Below are 16964 nucleotides of genomic sequence, written 5' to 3' on the forward strand. Positions count from 1 at the left end.
TACGACTGCAGAGGGAGGTCACGGTGGGTACCGTGCTCGACTCGATTCTCGACGGGGTCCGTGAGGACGTCGCGGCCCGTGAGGCCGTCATCGATATGGCGGCCGTGAAGAACGCGGCCCAGTCGGCGCCGGACCCGCTCGACGCTCTCAAGGCGTTGCGCGATCCCGGGGTGGGCGTCATCGCCGAGGTCAAGCGAGCCAGCCCGTCCAAGGGCGCCCTGGCCGAGATCCCCGACCCCGCTGTCCTGGCCCGGATGTACGAGGAGGGCGGGGCGCGCGTCATCTCCTGCCTCACCGAGGAGCGCCGTTTCAACGGCAGCCTGGCCGATCTCGACGCGGTCCGCCGCGCGGTCGACATCCCGGTCCTGCGGAAGGACTTCGTGGTGGGGCCGTACCAGATCCACGAGGCGCGGGCGCACGGCGCGGATCTGATCCTGCTCATCGTGGCCGCGCTCGAGCAGGACGCCCTGGTGTCGCTCCTCGATCGCACCGAGTCGTTGGGTATGACGGCGTTGGTGGAGGTCCACACCGAGGAGGAGGCCGACCGCGCGCTGGAGGCCGGCGCCACGGTCATCGGTGTCAACGCCCGCAACCTCAAGACACTCGAGGTCGACAGGGACGTGTTCTCCAGGATCGCGCCCGGGCTCCCGTCCGACGTCGTCAAGATTGCCGAGTCCGGGGTCCGGGACGCCTCGGACCTCCTGGCGTACGCCAGCGTCGGGGCGGACGCCGTGCTCGTGGGCGAGGGACTGGTGACACAGGGCGACCCGCGGGCGGCCTGCAACGCCCTGGCCACGGCCGGTGCCCACCCGTCCTGCCCGCAGGGACCCCGCTAGGCCGGTGCCGCCGGCTTCCGGCAGACTGGGGACGTGAACTCCAAGGATTTTCCGACACTGCCCACCATGGGAGAGGTGCTCCGGTCCACCACCGGACATGAGCCCGACCAGCGGGGCCACTGGGGGCCGTTCGGCGGCCGTTACGTCCCCGAGGCGCTGATGGCGGTGGTCGACGAGGTGACCGACGCCTACGCCAAGGCCCGGGCGGACGACGAGTACCTCGACGAGCTCGACCGGTTGCAGCGCCACTACTCGGGTAGGCCGTCGCCGTTGTACGAAGCGACGCGGTTCGGTGCGGAGATCGGTGCGCGGGTGTTCCTCAAGCGCGAGGACCTCAACCACACGGGCTCCCACAAGATCAACAACGTCCTCGGCCAGGCGCTGCTCGCGCAGCGGATGGGCAAGAAGCGGGTGATCGCGGAGACCGGCGCCGGTCAGCACGGGGTGGCCACGGCGACGGCGTGTGCCCTCCTCGGCCTCGAGTGCAAGGTCTACATGGGCGCGGTGGACGTGCGCAGGCAGGCGCTCAACGTGGCGCGGATGCGGTTGCTCGGTGCCGAGGTCGAGGCCGTGGAGATCGGTTCGGCCACGTTGAAGGACGCGATCAACGAGGCGATGCGGGACTGGGTCGCCCACGCGGACGACACCTATTACGCGTTCGGTACCGCGGCCGGGCCGCACCCCTTCCCGACGATGGTCCGCGACTTCCAGCGCGTCGTCGGCGCCGAGGCCCGGGTGCAGATCCTCGATCAGGCCGGTCGGCTGCCGGACGCCGCCGTGGCGTGCGTCGGCGGTGGTTCCAACGCGATCGGGTTGTTCCATTCGTTCATCGACGACGAATCGGTTCGTCTGGTCGGGTGCGAGGCCGGGGGTGACGGCGTGGGGTCCGGACGCACCGCGGCGACCGTCAACGCGGGGACGCCCGGGGTCTTCCAGGGTTCGTACGCCCATCTCATGCAGGACTCCGACGGGCAGACGATCGAGTCCCATTCGATCTCGGCGGGCCTGGACTACCCGGGTGTCGGGCCCGAGCATTCGCGCCTGGCGGAGATCGGGCGGGCCGAGTACCGCCCGATCACGGATACCCAGGCCATGGACGCGTTCGCTCAGTTGTGCCGCACTGAGGGCATCATCCCCGCCATCGAGTCGGCGCACGCGATCGCCGGTGCCGCGCAGCTCGCCGCGGAGGGCGTGGACCTCATCCTGGTCAACGTCTCCGGTCGCGGCGACAAGGACGTCGACACCGCCGCCCGGTGGTTCGGCCTGTTGGACGGGGGGACCCCGCCCGAGGCCGGGGTGGATTCGAGCCAGGGCGCCGACGACGGCGCGGGCGAGTTCGCGGACGGAGGAGTCGAGGGATGAGCGTTCTCAGTGACGTGTTCGAGCGGTGCCGGAGCGAGGACCGGGCCGCGCTCATCGGCTACTACCCGGCGGGTTACCCGACTCTCGAGGGGTCGATCGACGCCGTGCGCACGATGGTCGAGGGCGGATGCGACATCGTCGAGGTCGGCATCCCGTACTCCGATCCCATGATGGACGGGCCGACCATCCAGGCCGCCGCCGACACCGCGATCGAGGCCGGGTTCCGCGTGGCGGACACCTTCGAGGTGGTCCGCGCGGTCGCCGCAGCCGGTGCGGTCCCCGTGGTCATGACCTATTGGAACCCGGTGCTCCAGTACGGTGTCGACCGTTTCGCCGCCGACCTCGTCGCCGCCGGCGGTACCGGCGTCATCACGCCCGACCTCATCCCGGACGAAGCCGAGGACTGGATCGCCGCGTCGGACGCCCACGGAATCGACCGGGTGTTCCTCGTCGCGCCGTCGTCGACCCCCGAGCGACTCGCGATGACGCTCTCCAACACGGGCGGTTTCGTCTACGTCCAGGCCGTCATGGGAGTCACCGGCGCCCGGGACGTCGTCTCGGACGCGCCCCGGACCCTCACCGCGCGGGTCCGTGAGATCTCCGGCCTCGCCTGTGGGGTCGGGCTGGGGGTGCGCAACGGTGAGCAGGCGGCCGAGATCGCCTCGTACGCCGACGGCGTGATCGTCGGGTCGGCACTCATCACGGCGGCGACCGAGGGGCTCGACGCCCTCGGGAGGCTGACCGCCGAGTTGGCCGAGGGCGTCCGCCGGCGCGGGACCGGGTCGTGATCCCCAGCCCTCCCCAGGGCGTCTGGGAGATCGGTCCGTTCCCCCTGCGTGCGTATGCCCTGTGGATCATCCTCGGCATCGTCGTCGCCATCTGGTGGGGCGAGAAGCGCTGGGTCGCCCGTGGCGGCCGGGCCGGCGTGGTGATCGACACGGCGCTGTGGGCGATCCCCTTCGGCCTGATCGGCGGACGGATCTACCACGTGGCCACCGATTGGTACCGCTACTTCGGAGAGGGCCGCGATCCCGTCGACGCGTTGAAGATCTGGGATGGCGGCCTGGGCATCTGGGGCGCGGTCGCGTTCGGCGCTCTCGGCGCCTACATCGGTCTGCGCCAACAGGGCATCCGGGCGCTGGGGGCGCTGGGCGACTCGATCGCCCCCGGCATCGTGTTGGCACAGGGGATCGGCCGACTGGGCAACTACTTCAACCAGGAGCTCTACGGCCGCGAGACCGATGTGCCCTGGGCGCTGGAGATCTACCAGCGTTACGACGAGTCCTACGGGTACTCGGAGACGATCGGGCGGTCGACCGGCCAGGTGCTGGCGACCGTTCACCCGACATTCCTCTATGAGCTGCTGTGGAACGTTCTCGTGGCGATCGCGTTGGTGCTGATCGACCGGCGGTTCCGCCTGGGCCACGGTCGGCTCTTCGCCCTCTATGTGGCGTTGTACTGCTTCGGTCGCTTCTGGGTGGAACTGCTGCGCGCGGACGCCGCCACAGAGGTGTTCGGACTGCGTATCAACACCATCGTCTCCCTCGTGGTCATGCTCGCCGCGCTGGTGTATCTCTGGCGGGCCCGCCGCGGCCGGGAGGAGGCCTCTGACCTGCGGGCGCCGGACGACGTCGGGGACGACCCGGCGGAGGGTGGTCCCGCGGGCGACGCACCCCCGTTGGCTGGTCGTTGACCTCGGGTTAACCGGGTGGCCGGTCGAGGGGACTAGATTGGTACGAGTGAATCGTCGTACCAAGATCGTCTGCACCCTGGGTCCCGCCGTCGCGTCGGAGGAAGGCATCCGAGAGCTGGTCGACGCGGGGATGGATGTCGCCCGCCTCAACTTCAGCCACGGAGAGCACGCCGACCACGAGGCCAACTACCGATGGGTCCGCAAAGCCTCCGACGAGTCCGGCCGGGCCGTCGGTGTCCTCGCGGATCTGCAGGGCCCCAAGATCCGGCTCGGCCGCTTCATCGAGGGCCGGCACGAGTGGGCGGAGGGCGACCGTGTCGTCATCACCGTCGCGGAGGTGGAGGGCACCAAGGATCGCGTCTCGACCACCTACAAGGGGCTGGCGAACGACGCCCGCCCGGGTGACCGCCTCCTCGTCGACGACGGCAATATCGGACTGACCGTCGAGCAGGTTGACGGGGACGACGTCCACTGCGTGGTGACCGAGGGCGGGACCGTCTCCAACAACAAGGGCGTGTCCCTGCCGGGCATGAACGTCTCGGTCCCCGCGTTGAGCGAGAAGGACATCGCCGACCTCCGGTTCGCCCTCGGCCTGGGGGTGGACTTCATCGCGCTGTCGTTCGTGCGGTCGCCGGCGGACGTCGACCTCGTGCACGAGGTGATGGACGAGGTGGGCATCCACGTTCCCATCATCGCCAAGCTCGAGAAGCCGGAAGCCGTCAAGAATCTCGAGTCCATCGTCCTGGCATTCGACGCCATCATGGTGGCCCGGGGCGACCTCGGCGTGGAGTTGCCGCTGCAGGAGGTGCCGCTGGTCCAGAAGCGTGCCATCCAGATCGCGCGCGAGAACGCCAAGCCCGTCATCGTGGCCACCCAGATGCTCGAGTCGATGATCACGAACTCCCGGCCCACCCGGGCCGAGGCGTCCGACGTGGCGAACGCCGTCCTCGACGGGGCGGACGCGGTGATGCTCTCGGGGGAGACCTCCGTCGGCAAGTACCCGATCGAGACCGTACGCACGATGTCGTCCATCGCACTCGCGGTGGAGTCGGACTCCACGGCCGCGCCGGATCTGGTGCACATCCCACGGACCAAGCGCGGTGTCATCTCCTACTCCGCCCGCGAGATCGGTGAGCGGCTGGGGGCGAAGGCGCTCGTCGCGGTCACCTCGACGGGGGATACGGTGCGGCGGCTCGCCCGTCTGCACAGCCACCTGCCGCTCATCGCCATCACCAGCGACCCCCGTATCCGCAGCCAGCTGGCGCTGACGTGGGGGACCGAGACCTTCCTCACCGACCGCGTCAACGACACGGCGGAGATCGTCAAGGTCACCGACGAGATGCTGCTCCCGCTCGACGGGTACAACGAGGACGACCTGATCGTGCTCGTCGCGGGGAACGTGCCGGGCGTCGAGGGGTCGACCAACTTCATCCTCGTCCACCGGATGGGCGAGGTCGACCACTGATCACCATCGGATAACAACCGACAGGCGCCGGTGAGCAAGCCGCTCACCGGCGCTTTCGTCTGTGTTCGTGCCTTTGACGTGACAGAGTCGAGACACTTCTGTTACCTTCTTGGAGTCGACCGGGGAAGCCGGTCACGTCCCTGCTTCACCCGCTCCAGTCTCCGAGGTTCCCTGATGTCCGACGCCACTCGCATTTCCTACGCCGAGCTCGCCGATCGACTCGGCGTCGAGGGCACCGGCGCGACCGCCGGGCGCCACCGCGCCGCCCGCTCGTCCACCATGGGCCGCCTCGTGGCCGGCACCGTCGCCGGCGCCGCCCTCTCCGGCGGCATGGCCATGGCCGCCGCCCCCGCAGCCTCCGCCCAGTCCGCCGAGATCAACGCCGACCAGCTGACCGAGATGGCGCAGGGCGTCATCCAGGGCATCGGCCTCACCGAGGACCAGCTTCGGGAGTACGCGATCGACCCGGCTGTGTTCGGCTCGCTCGGTGTCCCCTCCGTCGGTGGCGCCCACGCCCCGACCTACGGTCCGATCACCTCCGGCTTCGGCCCCCGTTGGGGAACGTTCCACAACGGCACGGACTTCGGTGCACCGATCGGGACCCCGATGTTCGCCGCCAAGTCCGGCACCGTCGTGGCTGCCGGCCCGGCCTCCGGGTACGGACTGTGGATCCGGATCCAGACCGACGACGGCCACCTGCTCGAGTACGGACACAACGACCAGAACCACGTCTCGGTCGGCCAGCGGGTCAACGCCGGGCAGGTCATCGGAACGGTCGGAAACCGCGGCTACTCCACCGGGCCGCACCTGCACTTCGGCGTGCGCAACCCGGCCGGCCAGTGGATCGACCCGGTGCCGTGGCTCCGCGCCAACGGCGTCGCCGTCTGATCGATCGACGCCCCCGACACGCACCCGTCGCGCCCCGTCTCCCCTCGAGGAGGCGGGGCGCGACCGCGTTGACGGGCCACGTGTCGGGCCTTTCTGACACAGTGGGGCGAGAGAGTCCACCACCAGTCGAGAGGCGATCCATGTCGCAGACCGTCAAGGGCGTCATTGCCCGTAGCAAGGGGGCCGAGGTCGAGTTGGTCGACGTCGTCGTCCCCGATCCCGGACCGAACGATGTCATCGTGCGGGTGCAGGCGTGCGGCGTCTGCCACACGGACCTGGCGTACCGGGACGGCGGGATCAACGACGAGTACCCGTTCCTGTTGGGCCACGAGGCCGCGGGCACCGTCGAGACCGTCGGTGACCGGGTCACCCATGTCGCCGAGGGCGACTACGTCGTCCTCAACTGGCGCGCGGTGTGCGGTGAGTGCCGGGCCTGCAAGAGGGGCCAGCAGCAGTACTGCTTCGCCACCCACAACGCGTCCAAGAAGATGACGCTGAGCGACGGCACCGAGCTCACCCCCGCGCTCGGCATCGGCGCGTTCATCGACAAGACCCTCGTCCACGAGGGGCAGTGCACCAAGGTCGACCCGGCGGCGGACCCGGCGGTCGCCGGACTACTCGGATGCGGTGTCATGGCCGGCATCGGCGCGGCCGTCAACACCGGCCAGGTCAGCCGTGGGCAGTCCGTCGCCGTCATCGGGTGCGGTGGAGTCGGTGTCGCCGCGGTCGTGGGCGCCCGACTCGCGGGCGCCTCGACGATCATCGCGGTCGATATCGACGACACCAAGCTCGAGTGGGCCAAGGACTTCGGTGCGACCCACGCGGTCAATTCGACCTCGACCGATCCGGTGGCCGCGATCCGGGAGCTCACGGACGGCTTCGGCGCCGACGTCGTGATCGACGCCGTCGGTCGGCCGGAGACGTACGAACAGGCCTTCTACGCCCGCGACCTCGCCGGGACCGTGGTCCTGGTGGGCGTGCCCACGCCGGAGATGCGGTTGGAGCTGCCGCTGCTGGACTTCTTCGGTCGTGGTGGCTCGCTCAAGTCGTCCTGGTACGGCGACTGTCTGCCCGAGCGCGATTTCCCGATGCTCGTGGATCTGCATCTGCAGGGTCGGCTCCCGCTCGAGAAGTTCGTCTCCGAGCGGATCGGCATCGACGCCGTCGAGGCGGCGTTCGACGCGATGAAGTCCGGTTCCGTCCTCCGATCGGTGGTGACGATGTGAGCGAGATCCACACCAGCGCCGGGCACGCCGGCGGTCTGCGTATCGAGAAGGTCGTCACGAGCGGCATCTTCGCGCTCGACGGCGGCGAGTGGGAGGTCGACAACAACATCTGGATCCTCGGGGACGACTCCGAGGTGTACGTGATCGACGCCGCCCACACCGCCCAGCCGATCATCGACGCGGTGGCGGGCCGCCGGGTCAAGGGCATCCTGTGTTCGCACGCCCACAACGACCACATCACTGTGGCGCCGGAACTGTCGGAGAAGCTGGATGCGCCGATCCTGGTGCACCCGGGTGACCAGATGCTGTGGGACGAGACCCATCCCACCGTCTCCCACGGCGAGCTCTCCGACGGGCAGCGTCTGGAGATCGCGGGTACCCGCATCGACGTGATGAACACGCCCGGGCACTCACCGGGATCGTGTGTGTTCCACGTTCCCGAGGCGGGCGTGTTGTTCTCCGGCGACACCCTGTTCTCCGGCGGACCGGGGGCCACGGGCCGCTCGTACTCGGATTTCCCGACCATCATCACCTCCATCCGCGAGCGCATCCTCACGCTGCCCGCGGAGACGCTGGTGCACACCGGTCACGGTGACGGGACGAAGGTCGGGGACGAATCCCCGCACCTCGAGGAATGGATCGCCCGAGGGCACTGAGACCGCCGCCGTGGGCGCGGGGAGGACTGACGCGGGGGAGGGGCCGGGGAGATGACGACGACGAGGACGCCCGCAGAGTCCGGTCCTCCCACTCCGTGGCACACCCTCGCGCCCGCGGAGGTGTTGTCCCGCCTCGGTGCGGGCCCGGACGGGCTCACCAGCGCCGAGGCGGGCGCCCGTCTCGTCCGGCACGGGCCCAACACCTTGCCCGAGGCCGAGCGGGTTCCCGGGTGGCGGCGGGTGGCGAGGCTGTTGGCGGATCCGATGATCCTCGTGCTCGCGGTCGCGGCTGCGGTGAGCGCGGGGGTGTCCCGGGAATGGGAGACCCCCGTGGTCATCCTGCTGGTGGTCGCACTGAACACGATCCTCAACTACGTCCAGGAGACCCGTGCCGAGGCCGGTCTCGCAGCCCTACGCGATATGTCGGTCCCGCACAGCCGGGTGGTGCGGGACGGCGTGGAGGCCGAGATCGACAGCAGTGGGCTCGTCCCGGGCGACATCGTGGTGGTGGAGTCCGGAGACAGGGTCCCCGCCGACGGCCGGGTGCTCTCCGGATCCCGGTTGCAGGTGGCCGAGGCGACGTTGACCGGGGAGTCGGCCCCGGTGGACAAGGCCGCGGGAGCGGTACAGGGCGTCGACGCGCCTCTCGGAGACCGCGCTGGCATGGTGTTCATGAACACGGAGGTCACCCGGGGCCGGGCGCGCATCGTGGTGACCGGTACCGGTGAACACACCGAGATGGGCGCGATCGCGGACCTGCTGGGCGGTGCGGGCGCCGGTCCGACGCCGCTGCAGAAACGGATCGGTACGCTCGCCCGCGTCCTCACCGGGATCGCGCTGACCGTAGTGGGACTGGTCCTCGCGATCGGGCTCGTGCGCGGTCAGTCCTGGGAGGACATGCTCCTGTCCGCGGTCTCCCTGGCGGTGGCCACGATCCCGGAGGGGCTCACGGCGGTCGTGGCGTTCACGCTCGCGATGGGTGCCTCGCGCCTCGCCCGCGAGGGCGCGATCATCAAGAACCTCGCCGCCGTCGAGACACTCGGTTCGACGAGCCACATCGCGACGGACAAGACCGGGACCCTCACCCTCAACGAGATGACCGTCACGCGGATCGTCGCGGGCGGCGGGTCGTACTCCGTGACCGGGACCGGATACGACGGGGCCGGGACCGTCCTGTCGTCCGACCCGGACGTCGTACCGGACCTGAGACGGGCCGCGGTGGCCATGGCGTTGTGCAACGACGCGATCGTCGCCGACGGGCGACTGGTCGGAGATCCGACCGAGGGCGCACTGTTGGTGGCGGCGACCAAGTGCGGGATCGACGTCGAGGGGCTGCGCGCCGCCCGTCCGCGGGTGGCCCAGGTCCCGTTCGACTCGGCGTACAAGTTCATGGCGACGGTCAACCGCGCACCGGGTGGAGACCTCGTCCTCCACGTCAAGGGTGCCACCGGTGCCGTCCTGCCTCGCGCCACGCACGTCTGGGACGGGGCGACGGCGGTGGAGCTCGACGACGAGCGGCGTGGAGCGTTGCGCGCGGACACGGAGGGGCTCGCCGCGTCCGGCCTGCGCACGCTGCTCGTGGCCGCCCGGCCTTTCGGCGACGGTGACGGACCACCCGACGAGGACTCTCTGCTCGGCGAGGTCCGCGACCTGACAGTGCTCGCGGTGCTGGGGATCGTCGACCCACCGCGGCCACGCGCCGCCGAGTCGATACGCATCGCCCACCAGGCGGGCATCTCGGTGCACATGATCACCGGTGACCACCTGGTCACGGCCTCGGCCATCGCCCGCGACCTCGGTATCGGCGGGGAGGCGGTGAGCGGTGTCGATCTGGACCGCATCGACGCCGAGGAGCTGTCCGCCCGGGCCGCTCGCCTCGGCGTGCTGGCCCGCGTGACCCCCGAGCACAAGATCCGGATGGTGCGGGCCCTCCAGGCTGACGGGGACGTGGTGGCGATGACGGGAGACGGTGTGAACGATGCGCCCGCCCTGCGTCAGGCCGACATCGGGATCGCCATGGGGATCACCGGTACCGACGTGTCCAAGGGCGCGGCGGACATGGTGCTCACCGACGACAACTTCTCGACGATCGTCTCCGCGGTGCGCCAGGGGCGGGGGATCTACGACAACATCGTCAAGTTCGTGAAGTTCCAGCTCACCACCGCGTGGGCGTTCGTGATCGTCTTCTTGGCGAGTGGTCTGTTGGGGCTGGCGACGGTGCCGTTCACCGCGCTGCAGGTCTTGTTGGTCAACATCGTCATGGACGGCCCGCCGGCGATGGCCCTGGGAGTCGAGCCGGTGGAGAAGGATGCCATGCGCAGGCCTCCGCGTCCGGCCGGCGAACAGATCCTCACTCCGACGCGCTTGGTGCGGATCCTCTGGCTGGGCGTCGTGATGGCCGTGGGTACCCTGCTCGTGCTGGCGTCCGCCGAGGCGGTGTTCCCCGATCGAGCAGGGGAACCGCTGTTCGCCACCACGTTGGCGTACGCGACGTTCGTCTTCTTCCAGGTGTTCAACCTGATGAATGTTCGATCCGACCACGGCTCGGTGTTCTCCCGCGACATGGCGCACAACGCCCCGATCTGGGTCGCGCTGGGCGCGGTGCCGCTGCTGCTGATCGCGGTGGTCCAGGTGCCGTTCCTGCAAGGCGTCTTCGACACCACCTCGCTCCGCGCCGACGAATGGCTGCTGGCCACCGCGGTGGCGTCGTCGATCCTCTGGCTGGAGGAACTGCGCAAGGCCGGCGCGAGATGGCGTACGCGACGGGCCGGTGCGTCGGGCAGGATGGACGTGGTCTGACGCGCCCACCCGAGGGCGCCGCCACCACCGCGTCAGGTAGCGGGCGCGACACGGTCGGACCGACGAGGAGGAGTCATCATCATGGCCAGGGTCACCGCCAGCAACACCATCGTCATCGAGGCGCCCGTCGAGGCCGTGAGCGCGGCGATCGCCGACTACGCGCAGGTCCGGCCCCGCATCCAGCCCGAGCAGTTCAGCGCCTACCGCCTGATCCAGGGTGGACAGGGGGACGGCACCGTCGCGGCGTGGAACCTCCAGGCCACCAAGAAGCGAAGCCGGGACGTCAAGGCCAACGTCACTGTCGACGACGCCGCAGCGCACTGGTCACTCGTGGAGAAGGACGAGAACTCGTCCATGGCCACCACCTACACGGTGCGCGAGGCGACGGGGGGCGCGCTCGTCGAGATGACCACCTCGTGGGACGGCGCCGGGGGAGTGGGTGGATTCTTCGAGCGGACCTTCGCGCCGGCCGGGCTCAAGCGCATCCAACACGCCCTGCTGTCCAATCTCAAGGACGACCTCGAGGGGTAGCCGACCTGGCTCCGACCGGGCTCAGTCCGACCGGGCTCAGTCCGGCCGGGCTCAGTCTGGCCGGGCTCAGTCTGGCCGGGCTCAGTCTGGCCGGTCCGCCGAGCGGGAGCGGTCCGCCGAGGGACTCGTCGTCGTGGTGGCGGACTCGGCCGCCTCGACGTCCGTCCCCGTGGGCGCGGCAGCCGCGGCCGCCTCACGCGCGGCCTCGGCCTGCGCCGAACCGGTCCGGAGCACGATCTGCGGCATGAACGCCAGGAGCACGGAGGCGAGCACGGCGAGGACGCCGGCCACCAGGTAGATCTCGGACATGCTCAGCGCGTAGCCCTGCTCGAAGGGGTGGGCGACCAGTTCGGGGAGCCGGTTGATCACGGAGGAGTCCTTGGTGACCGTCTCCAGAGCGCCCGCGCCGGTGGTGGGGTCGGCGAGCGCCCGGACGATCCCGTACGCGTCGGGGTCCTGCCGCAGGACAGGGTCGGCGAGGCCCTCCCGTACGCCGCGGGCGAGACTCCCGTCGGCGGCGGCCTGCTCGAGTTCGCTGGAAATGGAGCCACCGACGCGGCTGAAGAGGATGGACAGGAACACCGCGACGCCGGCGGTGCCGCCGAGCTGGCGGAAGAAGGTGGCCGACGCGGTGGCCACGCCGATCTCCCGCGGACTCACGGCGTTCTGGACGATCAGGGTGAGCGGCTGCATGCAGTTGCCGAGCCCGATGCCCAGCACCAGCATGTAGACCATCACCAGTGTCAGCGACGTGTCGGCGTCGATGGTCCACAGCAGGAACAGTCCGACCGCGGCCACCGCCGTGCCGAAGATCGGGAACTCGCGCACCCGGCCTGTCCTCGAGATGAGCTGGCCCGACACGATCGAGGCACCCATCATCCCCGCCACCAGCGGGAGCATCATGAGCCCGGACTCCATGGGATCGGCGCCGTGCACGATCTGCATGTACAGCGGCAGGGTCATCATGCCGCCGAACATGGCCATGCCCACGATCACGCCGCCGGCGGTGACGATCGCGAAGGTGCGATCGCGGAACAGGCGGAGCGGGATGAGGGCCTGGTCGCCGGCGCGGGCCTCCACGATGAGGAAGAGACCGATACCGGCCAGTCCGACGACGTAGCACCCGAGGGCGGCAGGGGATCCCCACCCCCAGGTGTTGCCCTGCTCGGCCACCAACAGGAGCGGCACGAGTCCTACGACGATCGCGGCCGCGCCCGCCCAGTCGACGCGATGGTCGACCCGGACGTTCTTCACGTTGAGCGTGATCATCACGAGGGTCAGAGCCGCCGCGCCGATGGGGACGTTGATGAGGAAGATCCAGCGCCACCCGTCGATGCCGAAGATCGTGTCGGCGCTTGCGAAGAACCCGCCGATGACCGGCCCGAGGACCGACGAGGACGCGAACACCGCCAGCATGTAGCCCTGGTACTTGGCGCGGTCGCGCGGCGGGATGATGTCGCCGATGATCGCGAGCGCCAGGGACATCAGGGCGCCGGCACCCAGACCCTGGATGCCGCGGAAGACGGCGAGCATGTACATCGAGGTGGCGAGCGTGCAGAGCAGAGAGCCGAACACGAAGATGACGATGCCGATGACGAAGAACGGCTTGCGCCCGTAGATGTCGGAGAGCTTGCCGTACAGGGGCGTCGAGATGGTGGACGTCATGAGATAGGCGGTGGTGACCCACGCCTGGGCGTCCAGGCCCTGCAGGTCGTCGGCGATGGTGCGGATCGCCGTGCTCACGATGGTCTGGTCGAGGCTGGCCAGGAACATGGCGGACATGAGGCCGGCCAGGATGACGAGGATCTGGCGGTGCGTGAACTCACCGTCCTCGCCTGCGTGGACCGAGGATGTCTTGGGGGCGGTCATCGGTTCTCCTCGGCGGATGTGAGAGAGCAGAGTTCGGCGTGGAGGGAGTCGGCGAGTCCGGCGAGGTCCGCGATGAAGGCGTCCGCCCGGTCCGGCGTCCAGTCCTCGAGGAGGCTGGCCATCCAGTCACCACTGCGCTCGAACACCTGACTGACGAGATCGGTGCCCTCGGCGGTGAGTGTGACGAGGCTGGCGCGTCCGTCATCGGGATCGGGGACCTTTGAGATGAGCCCGCGGGTCTCGAGTTGGCGGACCTGGCGACTCACCACCGAGACATCGGTGTGGACCCGCGAGGCCAGGTCGGTGACCCGGGCCGGGCCGTCATGGATGGCGAACAGCAGTGGATGCGCGGACGGCTCGACGGCCTCGTCGTAGCGGGGCACCGAGAGGTTGACCGCGCGCAGGAGTTTGACCACCCGCGACAGGTCCACCACCAACCGGCCGCCGCGTTCCGCGTCTATCGCCATATCCACTCCTCGAACCGATTGCTTGCAACAAGCAAACATTACGCGCGTAGCGGACCACCGCGCCACCGGGTGGCGCGCGGGTGGAGAGGGCGGAGGCGGTGATGAGGTGATGAAATGATGGGCTGATGAGAGGAATGCGAGCGGGTCTGACCTCGCTCGAGCGGTGGTGCCCCCGGTCGGACTCGAACCGACACTGGACGGGTTTTGAATCCGTTGCCTCTGCCAATTGGGCTACGGGGGCGAACGCGGTGAACCGCTGGTCCGGAAGTCTAACCGACGACCGATGAGCGTCTGTCCGACGCCCGCCCTAGAGTGGCCGTGTGAGCACCACGAGTCAGACCGCAGAAGCCAACACCGCCCTCGGTTCGGGCGCCTCCTCCGGCGCCCCAGCGGGGGAGGGGCCCACCCGACTGCTGCTCCTGGACGGGCACTCACTCGCGTTCCGTGCGTTCTACGCGCTGCCGGCCGAGAACTTCTCCACGGCGTCCGGCCAGCACACGAACGCCGTGTACGGATTCCTGTCGATGGTCGCCAACCTGGTGACCGAGGAGGAGCCCACGCACCTGGCCGTGGCGTTCGACGTCTCCCGTGCGACGCTGCACCGCACGGCGGAGTACCCCGAGTACAAGTCCACCCGGTCGGCCGCGCCCGAGGAGTTCAAGGGGCAGGTCGAACTCATCCAGGAGGCGCTGGTGGCGTTGGGGGTGCGGACGCTGTCTCTGGAGGGCCACGAGGCCGACGACATCATCGCCACCCTCGCCACACACTCGGGCGGCGCCGAGACGCTGATCTGTACAGGGGACCGTGACGCTCTGCAGCTGGTGTCCGACGAGGTCACCGTCCTCTACCCGGTCAAGGGGGTCTCCGAACTCGCCCGATTCACACCCGCCGCGGTCGAGGCGAAGTACGGGGTGACGCCCGCCCAATACCCGGACGTGGCCGCTCTGCGCGGTGACACCTCCGACAACCTCCCGGGCGTGCCCAAGGTCGGCGACAAGACCGCAGCCAAGTGGATCACCCAGTACGGCACCCTCTCGGAGCTCATCGCGCACGCGGACGAGGTCAAGGGCAAGGTCGGTGAGAGCTTCCGTGAGCACCTGCCCCAGGTGCAGCTCAACCGGCGGATCACCGAGCTCACGCGTGACCTGGACCTCGGCGTCGAGATCAGGGACCTCGTCCGCGCGACCCCGGAGCGTGCCGACGTCAACGCACTGTTCGACCGGTTGGAATTCGGCCCCCAGGCGCGCGACCGCTTCCTCTCCGCCTTCCTGCCGGAGGGCGCCCCCCAGCCCGCCGCCGAGGTGGAGCTCGAGCAGGCCGCGGTGCTGCACGCCAGCGAGGTCTCCGACTGGCTCGCTGCCCACGCGCCGGCCGGGCAGCGGCACGGCCTCGTCGTCGTCGGGCCCTCCCGACCCGGCGCGGGCGACGCGCAGACCATCACCATCGCCGCCGCCGGCGGGGCCTCCGGACACCTGGACCTCGCGGCCATCGGGCCGGACGACGAGCAGGCGCTGCGCGCCTGGCTGGCCGACGACGCGGTACCCAAGGCGGTCCACGACGCCAAGGCCGCCACGCACGCACTGACGGGACGCGGGCTCCGGTTGGGCGGGGTGACCATGGACGTGGCCCTGGCCGCCTACCTGGTGCGACCCGGACAACGCAGCTACGGACTGGCGGAGCTGTTCCAACGTCACCTGCAGCGCGAACTGCCCGAGGCGGAGGCGGGGGACAAGCAACTGTCCCTGCTCGACGATGTCGATGACGCCGAGACTGAGCAGAAGAACGCCGACGCCGCCGCGACCCGCGCCCGCGCGGTGGTCGATCTCGCGGAGCGGCTGGACGTGGAACTGGAGCAGGTGCACGGGGCGCGCCTGATGGCGGAGATGGAACTGCCGCTCGTGCCGGTGCTGGCGCGGATGGAATCTATCGGGATCGCGGTGGACGGCGGCGCCCTGGACGGGTTACGGGACGACTTCGCCGACCGCGGGCGGCAGGCGGCCGACGCCGCCTACGCCGCGATCGGCGGCGAACAGATCAACCTCGGCTCGCCCAAGCAGTTGCAGGTCGTGCTGTTCGAGACCCTCGGCATGCCCAAGACCAAGAAGACCAAGACCGGGTACACCACCGACGCCAAGGCGCTGGAGGAACTGCTCACCAAGGAGACGGGCGACACCCCGGGACGGGCGTTCCTCGAGGCACTACTGCTGCACCGCGAGACCACCAAGATGCGGACCACGGTCGAGGGGCTCATCAAGACCATCGGTGACGACGGGCGTATCCACACGACGTTCAACCAGACCGTGGCCGCGACCGGCCGGCTGTCCTCGACGGACCCCAATCTGCAGAACATCCCCGTGCGCACCGAGGACGGTCGACGAATCCGCGAATCGTTCGTCGTGGGTGAGGGTTACGACTGTCTTCTCACCGCCGACTACAGCCAGATCGAGATGCGGGTGATGGCACACCTGTCCGGCGACGCAGGGCTCATCGAGGCGTTCCGGACGGGGGAGGATCTCCACTCGTTCGTCGGCTCGCGCGCGTTCGGCGTGCCGATCGACGAGGTCACCCCGGAGCTCCGTCGCCGGGTCAAGGCCATGAGCTACGGGCTGGCCTACGGGCTCAGCGCGTTCGGCCTCGCCGCCCAGCTCGGGATCAGCCAGGGTGAGGCGAAAGAGCAGATGGAGGCCTACTTCTCTCGCTTCGGCGGCGTGCGCGACTACCTGCGCGCAGTGGTCGAACAGGCCCGCCGAGACGGCTACACGGAGACACTGTTCGGGCGGCGTCGCTACCTGCCCGAGCTCAACTCGGACAACCGGCTCAAGCGGGAGAACGCCGAACGTGCCGCGCTCAACGCACCCATCCAGGGCACGGCCGCCGACATCATCAAGGCGGCCATGCTCAAGGTCGACGCGGACCTCACCGAACGGGGGCTGAAGAGCCGCCTTCTACTCCAGGTCCACGACGAACTCGTGCTCGAGGTGGCGGAGGGCGAACTCGACGAGGTCCGGGGCCTGGTCGTGGACCGCATGTACTCGGCTATCGAGCTCGACGTCCCGCTGGACGTCTCGACCGGAACCGGTCCGGATTGGGACTCGGCGGCGCACTGAGCGTCCCGTTGCCCTGCCGGGCGGCAGCCGACCTGTACCCTAAGTTCATTTCAGATTCGGCTCCA

General features: G+C 69.5%; 13 protein-coding genes and 1 tRNA gene. 11 read left to right on the forward strand and 3 right to left on the reverse strand.

Features of this window, described 5'->3' with window-relative positions; all coding sequences use genetic code 11:
- The first annotated feature begins 23 nt into the window (after positions 1-23).
- The 10 genes from trpC (at position 24) to AB5G72_RS07525 (ending at position 11456) form a co-directional block, all read left to right on the forward strand.
- Positions 24-836: an indole-3-glycerol phosphate synthase TrpC gene (trpC, locus tag AB5G72_RS07480; RefSeq protein WP_120285875.1), complete on the forward strand. Its 813-nt coding sequence runs from the start codon at positions 24-26 to the stop codon at positions 834-836.
- A gap of 66 nt (positions 837-902) precedes the next feature.
- Complete coding sequence (trpB, locus tag AB5G72_RS07485) at positions 903-2198, forward strand: tryptophan synthase subunit beta (protein ID WP_119191823.1); 1296 nt, start codon at positions 903-905, stop codon at positions 2196-2198.
- Complete coding sequence (gene trpA, locus AB5G72_RS07490) at positions 2195-2986, forward strand: tryptophan synthase subunit alpha (protein WP_440221344.1); 792 nt, start codon at positions 2195-2197, stop codon at positions 2984-2986. The genes trpB and trpA overlap by 4 nt, the downstream gene beginning before the upstream one ends.
- Complete coding sequence (gene lgt, locus AB5G72_RS07495; protein ID WP_067713993.1) at positions 2983-3891, forward strand: prolipoprotein diacylglyceryl transferase; 909 nt, start codon at positions 2983-2985, stop codon at positions 3889-3891. The genes trpA and lgt overlap by 4 nt, the downstream gene beginning before the upstream one ends.
- A gap of 46 nt (positions 3892-3937) precedes the next feature.
- On the forward strand, positions 3938-5356 hold the full coding sequence (gene pyk / locus AB5G72_RS07500) for a pyruvate kinase (RefSeq protein WP_120285878.1): 1419 nt from the start codon (positions 3938-3940) through the stop codon (positions 5354-5356).
- Positions 5357-5530: 174 nt separating this feature from the next.
- The gene (locus AB5G72_RS07505; protein ID WP_301162678.1) at positions 5531-6244 is read left to right on the forward strand and encodes a M23 family metallopeptidase; all 714 of its coding nucleotides are present in this window, start codon (positions 5531-5533) and stop codon (positions 6242-6244) included.
- Positions 6245-6384: 140 nt separating this feature from the next.
- A complete protein-coding gene (locus AB5G72_RS07510) occupies positions 6385-7470 on the forward strand; it encodes an S-(hydroxymethyl)mycothiol dehydrogenase (RefSeq protein WP_440221345.1) in 1086 nt (361 codons plus the stop codon).
- Positions 7467-8126: an MBL fold metallo-hydrolase gene (locus tag AB5G72_RS07515; RefSeq protein ID WP_172812117.1), complete on the forward strand. Its 660-nt coding sequence runs from the start codon at positions 7467-7469 to the stop codon at positions 8124-8126. The genes AB5G72_RS07510 and AB5G72_RS07515 overlap by 4 nt, the downstream gene beginning before the upstream one ends.
- A 51-nt stretch (positions 8127-8177) precedes the next feature.
- Positions 8178-10925: a cation-translocating P-type ATPase gene (locus AB5G72_RS07520; protein WP_440221346.1), complete on the forward strand. Its 2748-nt coding sequence runs from the start codon at positions 8178-8180 to the stop codon at positions 10923-10925.
- 81 nt (positions 10926-11006) lie between these two features.
- Complete coding sequence (locus tag AB5G72_RS07525; protein ID WP_182633806.1) at positions 11007-11456, forward strand: SRPBCC family protein; 450 nt, start codon at positions 11007-11009, stop codon at positions 11454-11456.
- Between the two features lie 81 nt (positions 11457-11537).
- Here AB5G72_RS07525 and AB5G72_RS07530 read toward each other — a convergent pair whose 3' ends face one another.
- The 3 genes from AB5G72_RS07530 to AB5G72_RS07540 all read right to left on the reverse strand — a co-directional run bounded on the left by AB5G72_RS07530 (position 11538) and on the right by AB5G72_RS07540 (position 14033).
- Positions 11538-13325 (reverse strand): MDR family MFS transporter, encoded by a 1788-nt coding sequence (locus AB5G72_RS07530; protein ID WP_440221347.1) that lies wholly within the window; start codon positions 13323-13325, stop codon positions 11538-11540.
- Positions 13322-13792, reverse strand: a complete 471-nt coding sequence (locus AB5G72_RS07535) for a MarR family winged helix-turn-helix transcriptional regulator (protein WP_440221348.1) — start codon at positions 13790-13792, stop codon at positions 13322-13324. The genes AB5G72_RS07530 and AB5G72_RS07535 overlap by 4 nt, the downstream gene beginning before the upstream one ends.
- A gap of 164 nt (positions 13793-13956) precedes the next feature.
- Positions 13957-14033: transfer RNA gene (locus AB5G72_RS07540), tRNA-Leu, on the reverse strand.
- A 79-nt stretch (positions 14034-14112) separates the two neighbouring features.
- On the opposite strand from AB5G72_RS07540, the gene polA reads away from it, so the two are divergent.
- On the forward strand, positions 14113-16899 hold the full coding sequence (gene polA / locus AB5G72_RS07545; RefSeq protein ID WP_440221349.1) for a DNA polymerase I: 2787 nt from the start codon (positions 14113-14115) through the stop codon (positions 16897-16899).
- Positions 16900-16964: the final 65 nt, after the last annotated feature.

Origin of the sequence: Dietzia sp. MNB45, from assembly GCF_051994785.1 — a bacterium.
Classification (GTDB): Bacteria; Actinomycetota; Actinomycetes; order Mycobacteriales; family Mycobacteriaceae; genus Dietzia; species Dietzia kunjamensis.